Source organism: Mesorhizobium waitakense (assembly GCF_056431085.1).
Genome location: NZ_JBWKME010000069.1, coordinates 22,055 through 36,566, shown reverse-complemented (window position 1 = coordinate 36,566; position 14,512 = coordinate 22,055). Strand labels below are relative to the sequence as shown.

Annotated in this window: 12 protein-coding genes and 1 riboswitch; of the genes, 10 read left to right on the top strand and 2 right to left on the bottom strand. The window is 60.5% G+C overall.

Going from position 1 to position 14,512, the window contains the following annotated elements; all coding sequences use genetic code 11:
* Nucleotides 1-10 precede the first annotated feature (10 nt).
* The 10 genes from AC07FD_RS16150 to AC07FD_RS16105 all read left to right on the top strand — a co-directional run bounded on the left by AC07FD_RS16150 (nucleotide 11) and on the right by AC07FD_RS16105 (nucleotide 11,371).
* A complete protein-coding gene (locus AC07FD_RS16150) occupies nucleotides 11-376 on the top strand; it encodes a hypothetical protein (RefSeq protein ID WP_478350648.1) in 366 nt (121 codons plus the stop codon).
* Between the two features lie 172 nt (nucleotides 377-548).
* Entirely contained in the window at nucleotides 549-962 is a 414-nt protein-coding gene (locus AC07FD_RS16145; RefSeq protein WP_478350647.1) for a hypothetical protein, read from the top strand.
* Between the two features lie 296 nt (nucleotides 963-1,258).
* A complete protein-coding gene (locus AC07FD_RS16140) occupies nucleotides 1,259-1,546 on the top strand; it encodes a hypothetical protein (protein ID WP_478350646.1) in 288 nt (95 codons plus the stop codon).
* Nucleotides 1,547-1,703: 157 nt separating this feature from the next.
* Nucleotides 1,704-1,803: riboswitch (SAM-I-IV-variant riboswitch) on the top strand.
* A gap of 31 nt (nucleotides 1,804-1,834) precedes the next feature.
* Nucleotides 1,835-2,407 (top strand): hypothetical protein, encoded by a 573-nt coding sequence (locus AC07FD_RS16135; protein ID WP_478350645.1) that lies wholly within the window; start codon nucleotides 1,835-1,837, stop codon nucleotides 2,405-2,407.
* Nucleotides 2,408-2,957: 550 nt separating this feature from the next.
* Nucleotides 2,958-3,863, top strand: coding sequence for an SMP-30/gluconolactonase/LRE family protein (locus tag AC07FD_RS16130; protein WP_478350644.1), 906 nt, complete (start codon nucleotides 2,958-2,960; stop codon nucleotides 3,861-3,863).
* The gene (locus AC07FD_RS16125; protein WP_478350643.1) at nucleotides 3,860-5,107 is read left to right on the top strand and encodes an alpha-hydroxy acid oxidase; all 1,248 of its coding nucleotides are present in this window, start codon (nucleotides 3,860-3,862) and stop codon (nucleotides 5,105-5,107) included. The genes AC07FD_RS16130 and AC07FD_RS16125 overlap by 4 nt, the downstream gene beginning before the upstream one ends.
* The gene (locus tag AC07FD_RS16120) at nucleotides 5,104-5,793 is read left to right on the top strand and encodes an RraA family protein (protein WP_478350642.1); all 690 of its coding nucleotides are present in this window, start codon (nucleotides 5,104-5,106) and stop codon (nucleotides 5,791-5,793) included. Before AC07FD_RS16125 ends, AC07FD_RS16120 begins: the two co-directional genes overlap by 4 nt.
* Before the next feature lie 914 nt (nucleotides 5,794-6,707).
* Nucleotides 6,708-8,681, top strand: coding sequence for an AAA family ATPase (locus AC07FD_RS16115; protein ID WP_478350641.1), 1,974 nt, complete (start codon nucleotides 6,708-6,710; stop codon nucleotides 8,679-8,681).
* A complete protein-coding gene (locus AC07FD_RS16110) occupies nucleotides 8,681-9,652 on the top strand; it encodes an HNH endonuclease family protein (RefSeq protein WP_478350640.1) in 972 nt (323 codons plus the stop codon). Before AC07FD_RS16115 ends, AC07FD_RS16110 begins: the two co-directional genes overlap by 1 nt.
* Nucleotides 9,653-9,664: 12 nt before the next feature.
* Complete coding sequence (locus tag AC07FD_RS16105) at nucleotides 9,665-11,371, top strand: patatin-like phospholipase family protein (RefSeq protein WP_478350639.1); 1,707 nt, start codon at nucleotides 9,665-9,667, stop codon at nucleotides 11,369-11,371.
* A 753-nt stretch (nucleotides 11,372-12,124) separates the two neighbouring features.
* On the opposite strand, the gene AC07FD_RS16100 is transcribed toward AC07FD_RS16105, so the two are convergent.
* Both AC07FD_RS16100 and AC07FD_RS16095 read right to left on the bottom strand, forming a co-directional pair.
* A complete protein-coding gene (locus tag AC07FD_RS16100) occupies nucleotides 12,125-13,048 on the bottom strand; it encodes a DUF6615 family protein (RefSeq protein ID WP_478350719.1) in 924 nt (307 codons plus the stop codon).
* Nucleotides 13,049-13,674: 626 nt separating this feature from the next.
* Entirely contained in the window at nucleotides 13,675-14,487 is an 813-nt protein-coding gene (locus tag AC07FD_RS16095) for a hypothetical protein (protein WP_478350638.1), read from the bottom strand.
* Nucleotides 14,488-14,512 lie beyond the last annotated feature (25 nt).

The window sequence follows — 14,512 nt, the reverse complement described above, 5'->3', positions numbered from 1 at the left end:
TGCAATGAGATTGATTGCCGCCCTGGGCGCACCTCTACTGGTCCTGTTGGGAAACTCGCTGGCTACTGCCGAGACGCTCCGTTGTGACATCACGTCCAAATACATCTGTCAGTCGTCCGGCTGCCAGCCCGCGAAAACGACGGTATTCGATGTCATCGATCTCGACCGAAAGACCATTGCCCGATGCGACTCAACGGGTTGCGATAGTTATGACGCCACTATTTCTGTGAGCGGCGCCTTCCTGAATATCGCCGTTCCGTCCCATAGCATGATGGCCAAGGTTGCTGCAGCCGGCGATTTCGTCGAGGTCGTGACTTTGGTCGGCCAAGTCTACACGAGCTTCGGATTGTGCAAGGGTAATAAGGGTGCACAATGAGAATCTTGTATTTGACTAGAACCGCGCGAGCGCATCATACGCGAAATTTGGCACGACTGGCTGCGGCCATGAACAGTACCTTGCGTCCCAATGACTTGTGTAAGCTGGTCCTGCCGGAACGGGCGTGAAGAACGTGAACCTTTTCAGAAGTGCAGGTCACGGAGTCCAAACGATGAAAAAACTGATATTCGCGGCGGCGCTTGCCTTTGGCTTCACCGACGTGGCGCGCGCCACGACGACCATCATGGAATGCGGCCCGTCCAAGGGACAAGCCTACTACAAATCCGGCTGGACTGAGGACGGGATCAAAGAAGGTCGGCTGGCGCTGATCCGCAGCGATGACGGAACGCTCGACGTTACGATCGGCGACGCCACCGGCACACATTTCACTGCAAAGCAGGATGGCGCAACGGTTATCACTCTGCTGGATGGACCGACGGAATGGGCGGTGCTGGCGGCCTACCCGCTCAACGTCACGGAAATCTACGTCTTCAACCGGATCGCCGGTGAGGTCACGTGGGTCCAGCAGAAATACGGCGTCGCCCCGATTAGGAAGGCGGCGGCATTCCGCGCGTCCTGCCAATGAACGAAATGCTTGCGGACAGGCCAGTAAGGACGCGGGCGGCATGGCCCGGCAACCGGCACGGCAGTGCTGTCGCGAGCGGCGAGCCGGGTTGAGGGGGTAGCGTTGTGGAGAAGCGTCTGATCGTCGCGTTGGCAGCGATGGTGATGGGTAGCTCGGCGATGTCTGCCGAGGCTGCTGAGTGGAGCCCGACATATTTGGGCTGCGCCTTCACGGAGTCGGCATTTTCGGCTACGGACGACACTTACCCGGACCATCGTGATTAAAAGCGACTGAAGGTAGGCTCGACAAGATTTGAATTGGCGTTCGCTGCTATCGACCTTTCGGCGCACCGTGCGCAGCTGATCGGAAATCAGGGATCGGCGCAGATCATTGCCCAGCGAGGTGGCTTTGAGAGCGTGGTATTTCTGGAGTGGACGCCACTAGGCAGTGTGAATTTGACGACTGTGCTTTCTCCCACGAAAGACGGCACGATCCGAGCGGTGACATCGAGGCACATCGCGGAGCCGTTCAGCGGTTACATGGCCTCTCAGTACTTGGGCACCTGCAAGGATCACATCGGCGAGTTGCCGATGGCTGCGCAGTAGAGTTGTCGCCTGCCCCCTTCGGGAGGCCAAGGCAGGCTGGTTGTGGGGGCCCACTAATCTGCGAACGGACCTTCGCAACCAGATCGGCAGGTCAGGCCGCGCCGCGTAGATCGAGGCAGGCCACTCTTGTTGAGCCGGTTCTCATTTGCTATGCATCAGCCTGCATCCAGAGGGGGCTTCGGCCCCGCCAACCAGCCTTGACCGGCAACGGTGGTGACAATGATGTGGCCTCACTTGAGGCAACAGTAGGTCTCTCTCCAGATGCGTGTGTGAACTCTGGAGGTTTTTATGCTCTCACGACGTGGTTTTTTGATCGGAGCAGGCAGTCTGCTCACCGCGGCGTTCGTCAAGGACGCGCGAGCGTTCGTTGGTAGGACGGGCCAGCCCCTGCTCGCGTCCCCGGCGCAGGTCGCCGAGACCATGTGCTGGTATGACGGTGGCGAACAGGGCTACCTGCTGACTGTCGGTCATTGGACCTTCTGCCCCCCGCCGCCGACCTGGCGGGAGTTCTTTATCAGCGAGGGCATCGCACACGAGGCTGAGGCCGAACGCCGCGCCATTTGGGAGGAACACGAGATCGATCCCGGAGATTACGACGACGACGTCGACGGATTTTTCTGGGAGACCCGGTTCGATCTTGAGACGGGTCCGACAGCCAAGGCCTACCGTCTGCTGAAGAAGCTGGACCTTGGTCCAAAGCTCGAGCGCGGGAGCGATGAGCCCCATCTGGTGTTCTGCGATGGTGACGTCGCCAACGACGATAGCCGGTGGGTCGATGCAAGGGACCAACTCGCGCTCTCCCTCCTGCAGGCTCGGATGATCGATCTGAAGCTACCAATCAGAATTGCAAAGGGAGGTTGAGGGCCGACAAGATAGACGACAAAGTGAGGCCGACCACCAGCGCGCGGACCCCCAGTGTCACATCATATCAGTGTCGGTGCTGCGGCCGGGTCACAGCGGTGCCAAGCGAGGCCAAGGCACGTCTCTGTATGCGTTGTGTCCGTTTTGAGGGTGATGTGCATCCGGCTATGACAGAAGCGCGGATAGCGGCACACAACGCCCGCATTATGGGCATGCTCAAGTGAGGCCCTTTGGCGGTATTGATGACGTGTCAATCAGAGATCCCGGTTGATGGCCGACTATGCTCTCCATCAAGTGAGACCCCTGTCGGCCGAAGAGGACGGCTTGGAGGCGGACTTTCAAAATTTATTAACCTCCGTGGTCGGCACGCCCGGCACCGCGCCCCGCCGGGGTTCGTCGGCGGCGTGGGTGGGCGGTGGCTTGTGGGACCCCATCTAGCCGCACGTCCGGGGAACTGTCTTTCGAGTCGCCGGGTCCGGCTGAACGCCAGATCGCCAGGCTGGATGATACCCGACAAATCTTGGTAGGCTGTCGGTCTGGAGATCGCACGATGAACGAGGTTGAAAAGCTGGCAGTCGAGGTTGTCGCGAGCGGCCTCGGCTGGCCCGAAGGCCCGACGGTGCTCCCTGATGGGCGCGTGGTCATCGTCGAAAGCTATCGCAGCCAGCTGACGGCCATAGATCATGACGGAACTGCTCGCCAGTTCGCATATGTTGCGGGAGCGCCCAATGCCTGCGTTCTCGGATCGGATGGCCTTCTCTATGTCTGCCAGAACGGCGGCACGACCGGACCTTGGCGCGCCGCAGAGATGACAAAGCCATCGATCCAGCGAGTTGCCGAAGGCGGAAAGCCGGAAATCCTGCTGACCGAAATTGCGGGCATTCGGCTGAACGGTCCAAACGATCTCGTATTTGCCGCTGATGGCCGGCTTATCTTCAGCGATCCCGGCACATACAACCCCGGCAATCCGGACCCCAGCTACATCTTTGCCGTCAACCCCGATGGCAGTGCGTACCTTACTCTCGACTTCGACGAGCCGACCTTCCCGAATGGAGTGGCGATCGAGGCCGACGGCTCGATCGTCTGGGCTGAGTCCTACACGGGGTGCGTCAAGCGGCAGCGTCCGGATGGTTTCGTCGAAGACCTTGGCCGCTTGCCCGGGACGAACCCGATCCCCGACGGGCTTAAGATCGGTGCCGATGGCCGCCTTTACGTTACGGATATAGCCGCCAACGGGATTCATGTGCTCAGACCGGACGGCACAGCGGAAGGGTTCTTCGTTTGCGGCAAGGCAACGACCAACTGCGTCTTCTCGGGCGAGATGCTCTGGGTGACAAATGCCGGTGTGCTGGCGACCGGCAGCGAGCCCTCCTTCGAGGGGACGCTCTGCCGCATGCGTGTTCCGGGAGGCGGTGGACCGACGCACCACGGTCGCATCGGTGGTAAGAAGCCGTGAGTAGCTCCTCGACTCTCTCGAACCTAGCCCCTTTGGTCAACGGCGGCGCCCCCGTTGCGGCATCGCATGCTTCGCCGGCAGCGCTGAAGCGCCTGTACAGCGTGGCCGCGGTCCGCGACGCCGCGCGGCGAACTTTGCCGCGCCCGGTGTTCGACTTCGCCGACGGCGGCGCCGAAGATGAGCGAACGCTGCGCCGGAACGAGCGGGCTTTCAACGAGGTTGCCCTTCTGCCGCGACCACTCAATGGAGCGGCAACAAGGGATCTTTCCCTAGACCTCTTCGGAGCGAAGCTTGCCATCCCGCTCGGCATTGCGCCAACCGGCCTGGCCGGTCTGTTCTGGCCCGACGGCGAATGCGCAGCAGCCCGAGCCGCGGCAGCCGCCGGAACCTTCTACTGCGCCAGCCACGGCTCGACCTGCACGCTGGAGGACATAGCGGCCACTGGGAACGGCCTGCGGTGGATGCAGGTATTCGTCTATACCGATCGCGGCTTCACCCGAGAAATGGTGGATCGTGCAAGTGCGTCAGGATACGACGCGCTGGTGCTCACCATCGACAATCAGATGCTCGGCAACCGGGAACGCGACATCCGCAATGGTTTTGCCATTCCGCCGCGCTTCGGCGTGACAGGGACGCTGGCGGCCGCCACCAAGGCGGCGTGGCTGCTGCGTATGCGCACCCGACTCCCGAAGCTGACCTTCGGCAACTACGTGCGTCCCGGCGAGACAGCGACGGTCGGCGCGCTGGCGGGCCGCATGGCCGCACTGCTCGACCCCGGGCTCTCCTGGGCCGACGTCGACTGGTTGCGCACCGTTTGGTCAGGACCGCTGCTGCTGAAGGGTATCCTGCATCCCGCCGAAGCCGCCGAGGCCGTGGCGCGCGGTATCGACGGCATCATCGTGTCCAATCACGGCGGACGCCAGCTCGACGGCGCCGCCGCGTCGCTGGACGCGCTCCCGGCAGTCGTCGCGGCTGTCGCCGGCCGCATTCCAGTACTGATCGACGGCGGCATCAGGCGAGGCTCCGACGTGGTGAAGGCGCTGGCGCTCGGCGCCTCCTGCTGTCTGATCGGCCGGCCGCAACTATGGGGGCTCGCAGTCGCCGGTGAAGAGGGGGTGCGCCACGTACTGGAAATCTACCGCAACGAGATCGACCGGGTCATGGCGCTGATGGGGGCGCGGAGCCTTAGCGGCCTCGGGCCGGAATGTCTTTCGTTTATTCAGGGTATGAGGCCGCCACCATGATTGAAGACCCGCCGTTGCTCACCATCAAGCGCCGTTTCGAACGGCCTGCAGCAGAAATCATCAGTGCCTTTTCCGGTGTGCCCGTCAGCCAGGTCGTGGACGCCATGGGTGGGCGCGGGGCCTTGCACCACGCAATCAAGCCACTGTCGCCAAGTACTGCGATGCTGGCCGGCGTCGCCGTGACCTGTCACTGCGGCCCCGCCGACAATCTCGCGCTGTTTGGGGCGCTGGATGCCGCCGTAAGTGGCGATATCATCGTCGCGGCCACCGACAGCTTTGCCGGTGCCGCGGTGACTGGGGATTTGGTGCTCGGCATGGCGCGCAACAAGGGCGTCGCCGGCTTCATCACGGACGGCCTCGTCCGCGATATTGTCGGTATCGAGGCGGTCGGATTGCCGGTTTACTGTGCCGGGGTAATCGCGAACTCGCCGGCGCGCAATGGTCCGGGCACTGTCGGATTTCCGGTGGTGCTGGGAGGAGTGACTATCTCGCCGGGCGACATACTGATCGGCGACCGCGATGGCGTCGCGGTGGTGCCCCACCTGGAGGCTAAGACAGTGCTGGCGCGGCTCGCCGCCGTCAGGGCAGCCGAGCAAGCTCTTGACGCCCAGGTGCGCCAAGGTCTGGAAATGCCCGACTTTGCCACAGTAGTCCTCAAGTCTGATAGGACGCGCTTCGTCGACTGAAAAGGGTCGCTGAATTGCAATGAGGGTTGAGGGCCGACATGATATACTACGACCAAAGCCCACCGCCGGCGCGCGGATGGCTCAACCCACCAAAATGTAACCTACGCGGCGCGTCGTTGAGCGAGGTGGATACCCGAACGGGCTCGACGAGGTTCGACGGCAGTCACGATGCTGTGGTGGTGATCGCAGTAGACGCGATCCGGCGACGTTGGCCCAGCACAGACAAGTGCCATCGTTGGCTCGGGCACTCGCCCCGGGGTTCTTCGGCGGCGGGGGTGGGGGTGGTTTGTGGGGCCCCTATCAGGCGCGCCTAGCTGTTCACGTTCAGGACCCTGATGGCCGCCGCTCTCGCCCCCAAAACCCAAATTGCTCGGAAAAACGGAGTTCGACCAAACGGTGACCTTCCTCATTGTCAGCGTTGCGAAGGCAGCAATTCGCCTCATTCCGGTCGTTTAAGCAAGCTTTGCCTCTGCCCAAAAGCCGAAGCTCGGCCCGAATAATCTTGCGGGGCCGGTGCGGCTCAAGCCGAACGTTAGCGTCGGCCCTCTTCTTCTGCTGAAGCGAAGATTTTGCTTGGCTGTGTGGATCTTGTCAGGCTAGAAGTTCTTCTTCGAATTAAACTTTATGATTGCATGTCTCTCGCACTCTTTACATGATCATTTTAGTCTACAGGGTCGATAACGCCGACCTCGGACTAATCGCTTTGTCGACTCAACTGAAGCTTGACGTGCCGATACCAAACGACTTGGGGGGAGATCATGCGTTACGTCATGCGGGCACCAAGTCCGCCAGCAGCCCTCGGAGACTCGCTTGCGAGCGAAAGGAGGCAATCCTTTCTTCGATATCTGCAGCTCGATCCCTTGAAGCGCGAACAGACCCGCGTTCCGATCATGCAGTTCGAGTCACGGGAGATCATGGGTGATCTCTCGCACATGTTCCTGGGGAAATGCGCTTTCTGCGAGCAGGCTTCGAAAAGCATGTTCCTACACCGTTTCAGGCCAATGAACGATGCCGAGCCAACGATCGGCAGCGAGGAGGACGGCCGGGCGCGCGATGCCCATCTTTATTACGGTTGGCTGTCGGATGCCTGGATCAACCTCTATCCGATCTGCGGGGACTGCAGGCCGAAGCGAACCACGTACTTCCCGGTCAAAGGTCAGAGGGCGCACATCCCGACACCGGAAGAATACGCCCGGTTCGTCGAGAATGGCGATGGGACGTGGCCGGACCTTGAGCTTGACGAGATACCGCTCCTGGTCGATCCCTGTTCCGACGACATTGCCCGCCATCTCGTCCCGCGCGACGACGGATCACTGGAAGCCGCAAGCCCGCAAGGTGAGGAGACGATCAAGCATTTCCGGCTCAATCGGACACGATTGAGAACCAGGCGAAAGCAGGCCTTCGACGACTACGCAAAACTCGAAGGCGATGGGCCGAACGACACCAATGAATTCGTCGGCCTCTTGCGGATGCTGAGGCGTCAGGCCGATGCCGGCGACGCAGAGATCGCAGCGATCACCGCGTCTGCGAATATCGTCGAGGAAGGCGACATCGCTGGAGCACGGCCTCGCCTGCAGGAAATCCGGCTGACGAACTTCAAGGCGATCGAGACCCTATCGATAAAGCTGCCGGCTGCGCCAGATCCGACCGAACGCATAGCGCAGGCCCTTTTGATCCTTGGTGAGAACGCTACTGGCAAGAGCTCGATCCTGGAGGCGATCGCGCTTGCGCTGATCGGCGCTGGAGCTCGCCCTGATCTGGTCGAAGAACCGGGTAGCCTGAGGTTGAATCCAAGTTTCATGGGTGCCGAGGACCTACCTCAGAAGTCATCGGCCAAGGTCCGGCTTCAATTCGACAACGGACAGGTCTTGACACTTACAGTCGGCGCCAAAGGCTATTCCCAAACCGGCGAGGACCGGTTGCCCCTGGTCTTCGGCTACGGCGCGTACCGTCATTATGTGCGTGACCTGCATGCCTGGAAACCTTCGCGACCGGTGCTCAGCCTGTTCCATACCGACAGCCTGCTCAGCAATCCGGAGAACTGGCTCCTCGGCCTGCCGCCAACCGAGTACAGGGCCGTCGTCCAGGCACTGGGCGTGATCTTCGGGGCGGCCGAAGAGATCGACGTCATCTATCGCGACGAGGCCAAGGGCCGCTGCTTCGTCGAGATGCAGATCGATGCGTCCGGCAAGAAGAGCAGGACCCCGCTTTCGAACGTCTCGTCGGGCTTCCGCACCATTCTCGCATTGTCCTGCGACATCATGCGATGGCTCATGGATCGCGCCATCAATCCCAACTTCACGACGCTGCCCTCGGCGGAGGGGATTGTGCTGATCGACGAGGCGGAGGCCCATCTCCACCCGCGCTGGAAGATCCACATCATGAAGGGCCTGCGCACCGCCTTGCCGTCAATGACCTTCATAGTCACGACCCATGATCCATTGTGCCTCAGGGGAATGCGCGACGGGGAGGTGGTGGTGTTGAGCAAGGTGGCAAGGCAGCGTGGCAGTGGCCAGATCCCGGTAATGGTCGATAGCCTGACGCAGTTGCCGAAGGTGTCGGCACTGACCATCGAGCAACTCCTGACGTCGGACCTGTTCAGCCTTTTTTCCACGGACGATCCCGAGACGGAGGCAAGCCTCGCCCGTCTTGGCGACTATCTCGCGAAGGCCGGAAGTGTGCCGGACCAAGCCGTCAGGGCTGCGATGAACGCGATCCGCAGGCAGGTGGTGGACGCCCTTCCGGTCGGCATGAGCGAGGCTGCCCGGCTCGTGCAGGAGGCCGTTGCGGACTACCTTGTCAAGCGGCGTAACCTTGCCGGCAAGCCACGCGAGGACCTGCGCGACGAAACCAAAAGGCGGATACTGGCCGTCCTGGAGGGCATCTGATGCGGCGCGTCGATCGGGCCATGGTTTCGGCGCCGGCTGTCCTTGTCGGCGACAAGAGCCGCGGCCGCAAGGAACTGGCGAAGGCGAAGATCTTCTTCGAGGCGAAGGCAAAGGCAGAAGCTGCGGGAGCGGCAGCCGGTGCGCTGGCTCCAGCCACGAAAGCAAGGAAGAAGAAGGAAAAGACGTTCGATTTTAGCGCCTATTCCGACGAAGCGGTCAAATACGCGCTCGACAAGCTGTTCTTCGGCAAATGCGCCTATTGCGAAAGCCGATATGCCAACCAGGCACCGGTCGATGTCGAGCATTACCGGCCGAAGGGACGCATCGCCGGCGTTGCCAATCATCCCGGCTACTGGTGGCTCGCCATGGTATGGGACAACCTGCTGCCGAGCTGCATCGATTGCAATCGCCGGCGTTGGCAGGATTTGCCGAAATTCCCGGTAAGCCTCGCGCAACTGCTGTCGGCGCCCGAGATGCAAGGGGTCAAGGCATCGCTTGGCAAGCAGGATCTATTTCCGATCGCCGGCGCGGACAGGGCGACGGCGGACTTTCCCGGCATCGACGAGCAGCCCGACCTGGTCAACCCCTGCGTGGACGATCCGGAAGAGCACCTTGTGTTCCACATCGACCGCGGTGACCCCCTCGGGCTCGTTCTTCCGGCATTCAAGGATAACGTCCCCTCCCGGCGTGGCCTGACATCGATCCATGTCTACGGCCTGAACCGCCTCGGATTGGTCCAGGAGCGAACGCGGATCCTGCGCAAGCTCGATTTCCTGAGCCGGTTGATCGACGAAATCGGCGAGATTTCGGAGACGCTGCTTGCCAGCCTCGATCAGCAGACCAAGACGATGGGCGCGCGGCTCGACCTGTTGGTCAACCAGATCCTCCACGAAATCCGCGCGATGGCGGAGCCGGACCAACCCTATTCGAGCCTCGTGACGGCTTGGTCGAACACGCTTAAAATCAACTGAGGAAGATGAGACATGAGCGCGCCTGAACTGAGCTGCGACCTCGTCATGAAGGGCGGGATCACAAGTGGGGTTGTCTACCCGAAGGTCGTCGTGAAACTTTCGCACAAGTACCGCTTCCGCAATATCGGCGGTACGTCGGCCGGCGCGATTGCCGCGGTGGTCACTGCCGCCGCCGAATTCGGACGCGCCGAAGGCGGATTTGAAAAGATCGAGGCGCTCCCAAAGCAGCTGTCAGCGACGCTTCTGGAAAAATTCCAGCCTCGCCAGGAGCTTCGCCCGGTCTTCAATCTAGTGCTGGCGGCGATGTCGAAAAATATCGCGGGCACAGTCTTCGCACTTTTGAAAGGCTACCCAGTGCCAGCGCTTCTGGGTGCCATCCCCGCCATCATCGTTGCCTTCATGATCCCGTTCACCTGGCATTCGACTGCCGCGGCGATCCTTGCTGTCCTACTGTTCCTGTTCCTGCTCGTTCTCCTGCCGGCCGCCACGGCGAGTTTTGTCGCCGCCCGCGATGTCGCCCGCAGGCTTCCGGAGGTGGATTACGGCCTCTGCAACGGAATGACCCAACCTTACATGCCGGCCGGCCGTCCCGCCCTGACCGAGTGGCTGGCCGATACGATCGATCTCGTCGCCGGGCGTCCGGCCACCGCCGTGCCGCTCGGGGTCAAGGACCTTCAATCCCGCGAGATCAGGGTGCAGACGGTGACCACCGACATCACCTCGCATCGCCCCTACGTGCTGCCGATGGAGAACAATCTTCATTACTTTTCCGAGCGGGACTTCCGGTCTCTTTTTCCGGCCCGTGTCGTCGACGCGATGCTGACGACGCCAAAAGAGGGATCAAGCGACCTCTACCCGTTCAAGATCGACAATCTTCCGCTCGTGGTCCTCGCGCGCATGAGCCTCAGCTTCCCGGCGTTAATATCGGCGGTGCCGCTCTACAGGATCGACTATACGCTGGTCGGCATTCCCGAACAGGACAGGTTGGTGCGTTGCATGTTCTCCGATGGTGGACTGTCGTCGAATTTTCCGGTGCATTTCTTCGACCGCTTCCTGCCGTCGCGCCCGACCTTCGGCATCTCGCTCGGGGAATATGACCATCGGCGGGAGAACCCGGAAAACACCGGGGAAACCCGGGTATTCCTCCCGACAAAGGCAGGACAGGGACAACTCCTTCCGACCCGAGGATTTTCTGGATTGATCGCCTTCGTGTTCGCCCTCTTTGACAGCGCCAAGGATTGGCAGGATTCCCTCCAGTCCATCCTCGCCGGCTATCGCGAACGGATCGCGACGGTCAACCTTAAGCCTGAGGAAGGCGGCCCCAATCTGGACATGCCGCCAGAACGCATCGACCAGCTTACGGGCTTCGGCGAACGTGCCGGCGACCTGATCAACAGCGATTTCAAACTCAACGAACACAAGTGGCGTCGCTATCTGGTCGAAGTCCGCGCGCTTGACGAGATGCTGCGGCAATTTGGGGACGCCTACGCTGAAGCACCCGAACCGGGCTCGCTTGGATACGCAGAGATCGCAACCGAATACGAACCGTCATCCTACAAAGACCTCAAACCAGGCGAGCGACAGACCTTGCGAGAGCGAGCCGAGGCCATCGCCGCGCTCGGAAAAGCGTTCCAGGCGCTACAACCGCTCGATGATTTCGATGAACGTATGCCGAAGAGCCGCAGCCGGATCCGTTCGGTTGCCAGGATGGATTACTGACCGCGACGATTGCAAGGTCGGCAACGCCGGGAACACAACTGAGCCGCATCTCCATGCGGTCAATTGGCCGTTACCCACCCGCCGGGGTCTTTCCGCAGCAGGGCAGGGTGTCTTGTGGGGCCCCACCAGGCACGTTTTCAGTTTTTCAGGCAGGCTCAATCGGCGAGCATAGGCGGGAGGATCAGCTGCGGGAGCGGACACGTTTTGTCAGCGGACATATGATCGCGTTGTCGTGCACCTCTGCGAACCGCTGCGCCAATGCTATACTGTGCTCGCACTCTTCAATCGGCAAGTATTTGAGGAATGCCCGGAGTCACCCGCCGTGCGCTTCTTGCGCTCGCGGCCGTTGCGTCTGTCACTGAATCGACGTTTGAAAAAGGGGAGGGTACCTCTGGTGAGTTGCATGGGCTAATCTCAGCCCACGAGACCGCCTATGCCTCGCTCCATCGGGTTGTTCATAGAGCGGGCAGCAGTTGGCACGACCGCCAGCGGGCAGACCTGATTGAAGAGGAAGCATTGCTCGCCATCTGTTCCTGTCCTGCGATCAGCCGAAGCGACCGCTGGGCCAAGGCCTATTGACCGCTAGGGGCGAGCTCGACCTGGAAGATCACATGCAGGCCATCTTGCACTCCATCATGTATGGCTGATCGGGTCTCGATCAATTCATTACGGTGTTCGACAGAAGTCAGATCCTCCTACCCATTCGCATCGCGGCCTATCGGAAAATGGGATCAGGGTGAAACTCGCGCTCTGCTATCCCTTCCGGTGGCTCAATTCCTGAGCATGCGCATAGGCTGGATCGTCCCGTTTTATTCGGGTCGACAGGATCACTCGGGGGCGTTTCAGCAGCATGCGATCCTGGCGTGTGACCTCGCCTAAAATGGCGCGCTGGATCGTTTCGGGAATGCCGTCCATGGGCGCAATTTTGATGGGCGTGGAACGAACGCCGGAATCGACAGTGGGCAATTCCCGCCTATGGCTCAAGCGCTCCGCCACGAGATCCGGATGAAAGCCGCCGGTCATTATGGGTAAGTTGACCTGTGCGGGCCCCACCATAAATTGCGTCGCGTCCAGAGCATTGGGGTTAGGCGGACCAAGAACCTCCGCCGGCCAACAGAGGATATCGGAAAGCGGCATGAACCGGTCTCGCCAATAGTCAACCTTCTTCTTGTTCTTCTTGCAACCGCCTTTAACGACCGGAGCAATGTCCTGCGCGAAGGCGAGATTGATCCCTTCAACTGCGGGAAGCGTACTTGTGGCGGGAATCAGCGCCGAGGTCGGGTGATAGAGAATATAGAGTGGAAGCGCGGATGCGCCGGCATGGGTGACAAGGGTTTGAGCCTGTTGGCCCGGAGGCGTGCCGTGGTCGAGATGGTGGTAATACCAGTAGCCGCCGCTCTTTAGCTTGGCAAATTGGGCGCGCTTGGCCTGAAGGATCAGGCGAAGGTATCGTCCACCGTTAAGATCGAGAGGGGCGGCAAAAATCCAGTCCATGTCGCCGCCGGTGGTCGGTTCGTCGGGGAAGTCAACGCGAATGCCGAGTGGTTCGAGTCCCACCAAGCTTGCCATCAGAATGTCCGTGACGGATTCCTCGCGAAAATTCCGCTTCAGGCCTCTGTCGCGCTCTAGCAGTTCGGCAACGCGGGGTGGAAAGGAATGCGCAAGTTCGCAAAGCATCTGCAACGATTCTCTGAATGGAGTGATTGTCTGCAGTATCGAAAAACTCGGTGTCTTGCTCCCCTTGGGAAGGAGATACGCTGTTTCTTCAAGAGAATTGTCGCGTTTGACATTCGGCGATGGTGATGTGATCTTTGGGGCTGCCCGTGAGCGAAAAGACGCAAGGCACCAAACTGCATGGCGGGGGAGGCGGAAGTCGCCGCTCCGCGCAAGGCAAAGACGGGACGTGGTGATCGCAGCGGCTTGCTGACGATGCGAAGCCGCGTTCCCAGAGGTAGGGTTCGCTTCGTTTCCAGGAGAGGACCCGAAAACCAACTTCTCAGTAGTTTCCGCCGCAGAACGATACCGATCAGCAAGCGCTGCTTATGGCGGGCTTCTTCCATAAATCAATCGCCGTCGACAGGCTTCACGCCCAACTGAAGAAAGTTACGAGTCGGCAAGCGCATTCACTTCCGCACAGAACTCGGCGTCGGGCTTGCTCATGGTCGCTTCCTGACCGGACCGAAAACGATATCTCCGCTGCAAGGTCGTCATTTCAGATCGATCTAATCCATGCTCCGCCAAAAGATTGCGGTCATCGCAGCCGCGAGAAGATGAGTTTTCTACGGGCCAAAGCGGTCTCCAAGCTACTTCCATTTCTCCGCCCACGCTCCCAATTCGGCCCGAGCCTTGTCCGGCCAATCATGCAGAGGTGGCCGGACCTCTATCTTCTTTTGATCCGGTTTCCAGGCCGCATAGATGCGATGCTCTTTTGCGGACACGAAAACCATTGCCTCCTGAAGGCCGCACATATGCGGGGTGCAAGCCGTTCCGACATAGTCGTCGCCGACGAATTTCCCGGAACCTGTCCCATCGAGGGTTTCTCGGTATGCCTTGAGGTCGGTGCCGAGCAGGTCACTGATAGCGCGGCTTACTTCGCCGTAGGAGAAAAGTTCCGACGGATGTTTGACGGTGCGTTCCCGTAATGTTGCAAAGCCCTTAGCCATGTCCGGTTGCATTTCGACGGACGGCCCCTCGGTAAACCCGGCGGAGGGGGTCCACACCCATATCTTGCCAACCCCTCCGGGGCTTGGGGCTATGGAAAATGTAATCACAGTATCTTCAACCTTGCGGTTTACCAACGCGCAGTCGGTGCCCTCGACAGGCCCGTCAATGCGAGCATTGCTGTCGGGTGGAAACGAAACAACGAAGGGCGATCCTTCGCACGAGGCGCCGCCGGAAAAACTGTTGCCAACCAATGCTGGAATTCCGTCCACCGTGGCGATTTCGTCTATGGTGAGCCTACCGTCTGTAATGGTAGGTTTCCCGTCGAGATGCATCGTCTCCTCGGTCTTGCCGTAAATTTCGACTGAATGACCGAATAGAATGGCGTTGAAATCATCTGCCGGTGCTGGCGCCGCTATCACCAACAACGTCGCCGTGGCGAGAAACTTTTTCACTTCGTTGTGCCCTTCCCCTTGTTTG

Excerpts from the sequence above, each read along its gene's own strand:
- AC07FD_RS16145 (WP_478350647.1), top strand. The coding sequence starts at position 549 with ATGAAAAAACTGATATTCGCGGCGGCGCTTGCCTTTGGCTTCACCGAC.
- AC07FD_RS16135 (WP_478350645.1), top strand. The coding sequence starts at position 1,835 with ATGCTCTCACGACGTGGTTTTTTGATCGGAGCAGGCAGTCTGCTCACC.
- AC07FD_RS16130 (WP_478350644.1), top strand. The coding sequence starts at position 2,958 with ATGAACGAGGTTGAAAAGCTGGCAGTCGAGGTTGTCGCGAGCGGCCTC.
- AC07FD_RS16120 (WP_478350642.1), top strand. The coding sequence starts at position 5,104 with ATGATTGAAGACCCGCCGTTGCTCACCATCAAGCGCCGTTTCGAACGG.
- AC07FD_RS16115 (WP_478350641.1), top strand. The coding sequence starts at position 6,708 with ATGGGTGATCTCTCGCACATGTTCCTGGGGAAATGCGCTTTCTGCGAG.
- AC07FD_RS16110 (WP_478350640.1), top strand. The coding sequence starts at position 8,681 with ATGCGGCGCGTCGATCGGGCCATGGTTTCGGCGCCGGCTGTCCTTGTC.
- AC07FD_RS16105 (WP_478350639.1), top strand. The coding sequence starts at position 9,665 with ATGAGCGCGCCTGAACTGAGCTGCGACCTCGTCATGAAGGGCGGGATC.
- AC07FD_RS16100 (WP_478350719.1), bottom strand. The coding sequence starts at position 13,048 with ATGCTTTGCGAACTTGCGCATTCCTTTCCACCCCGCGTTGCCGAACTG.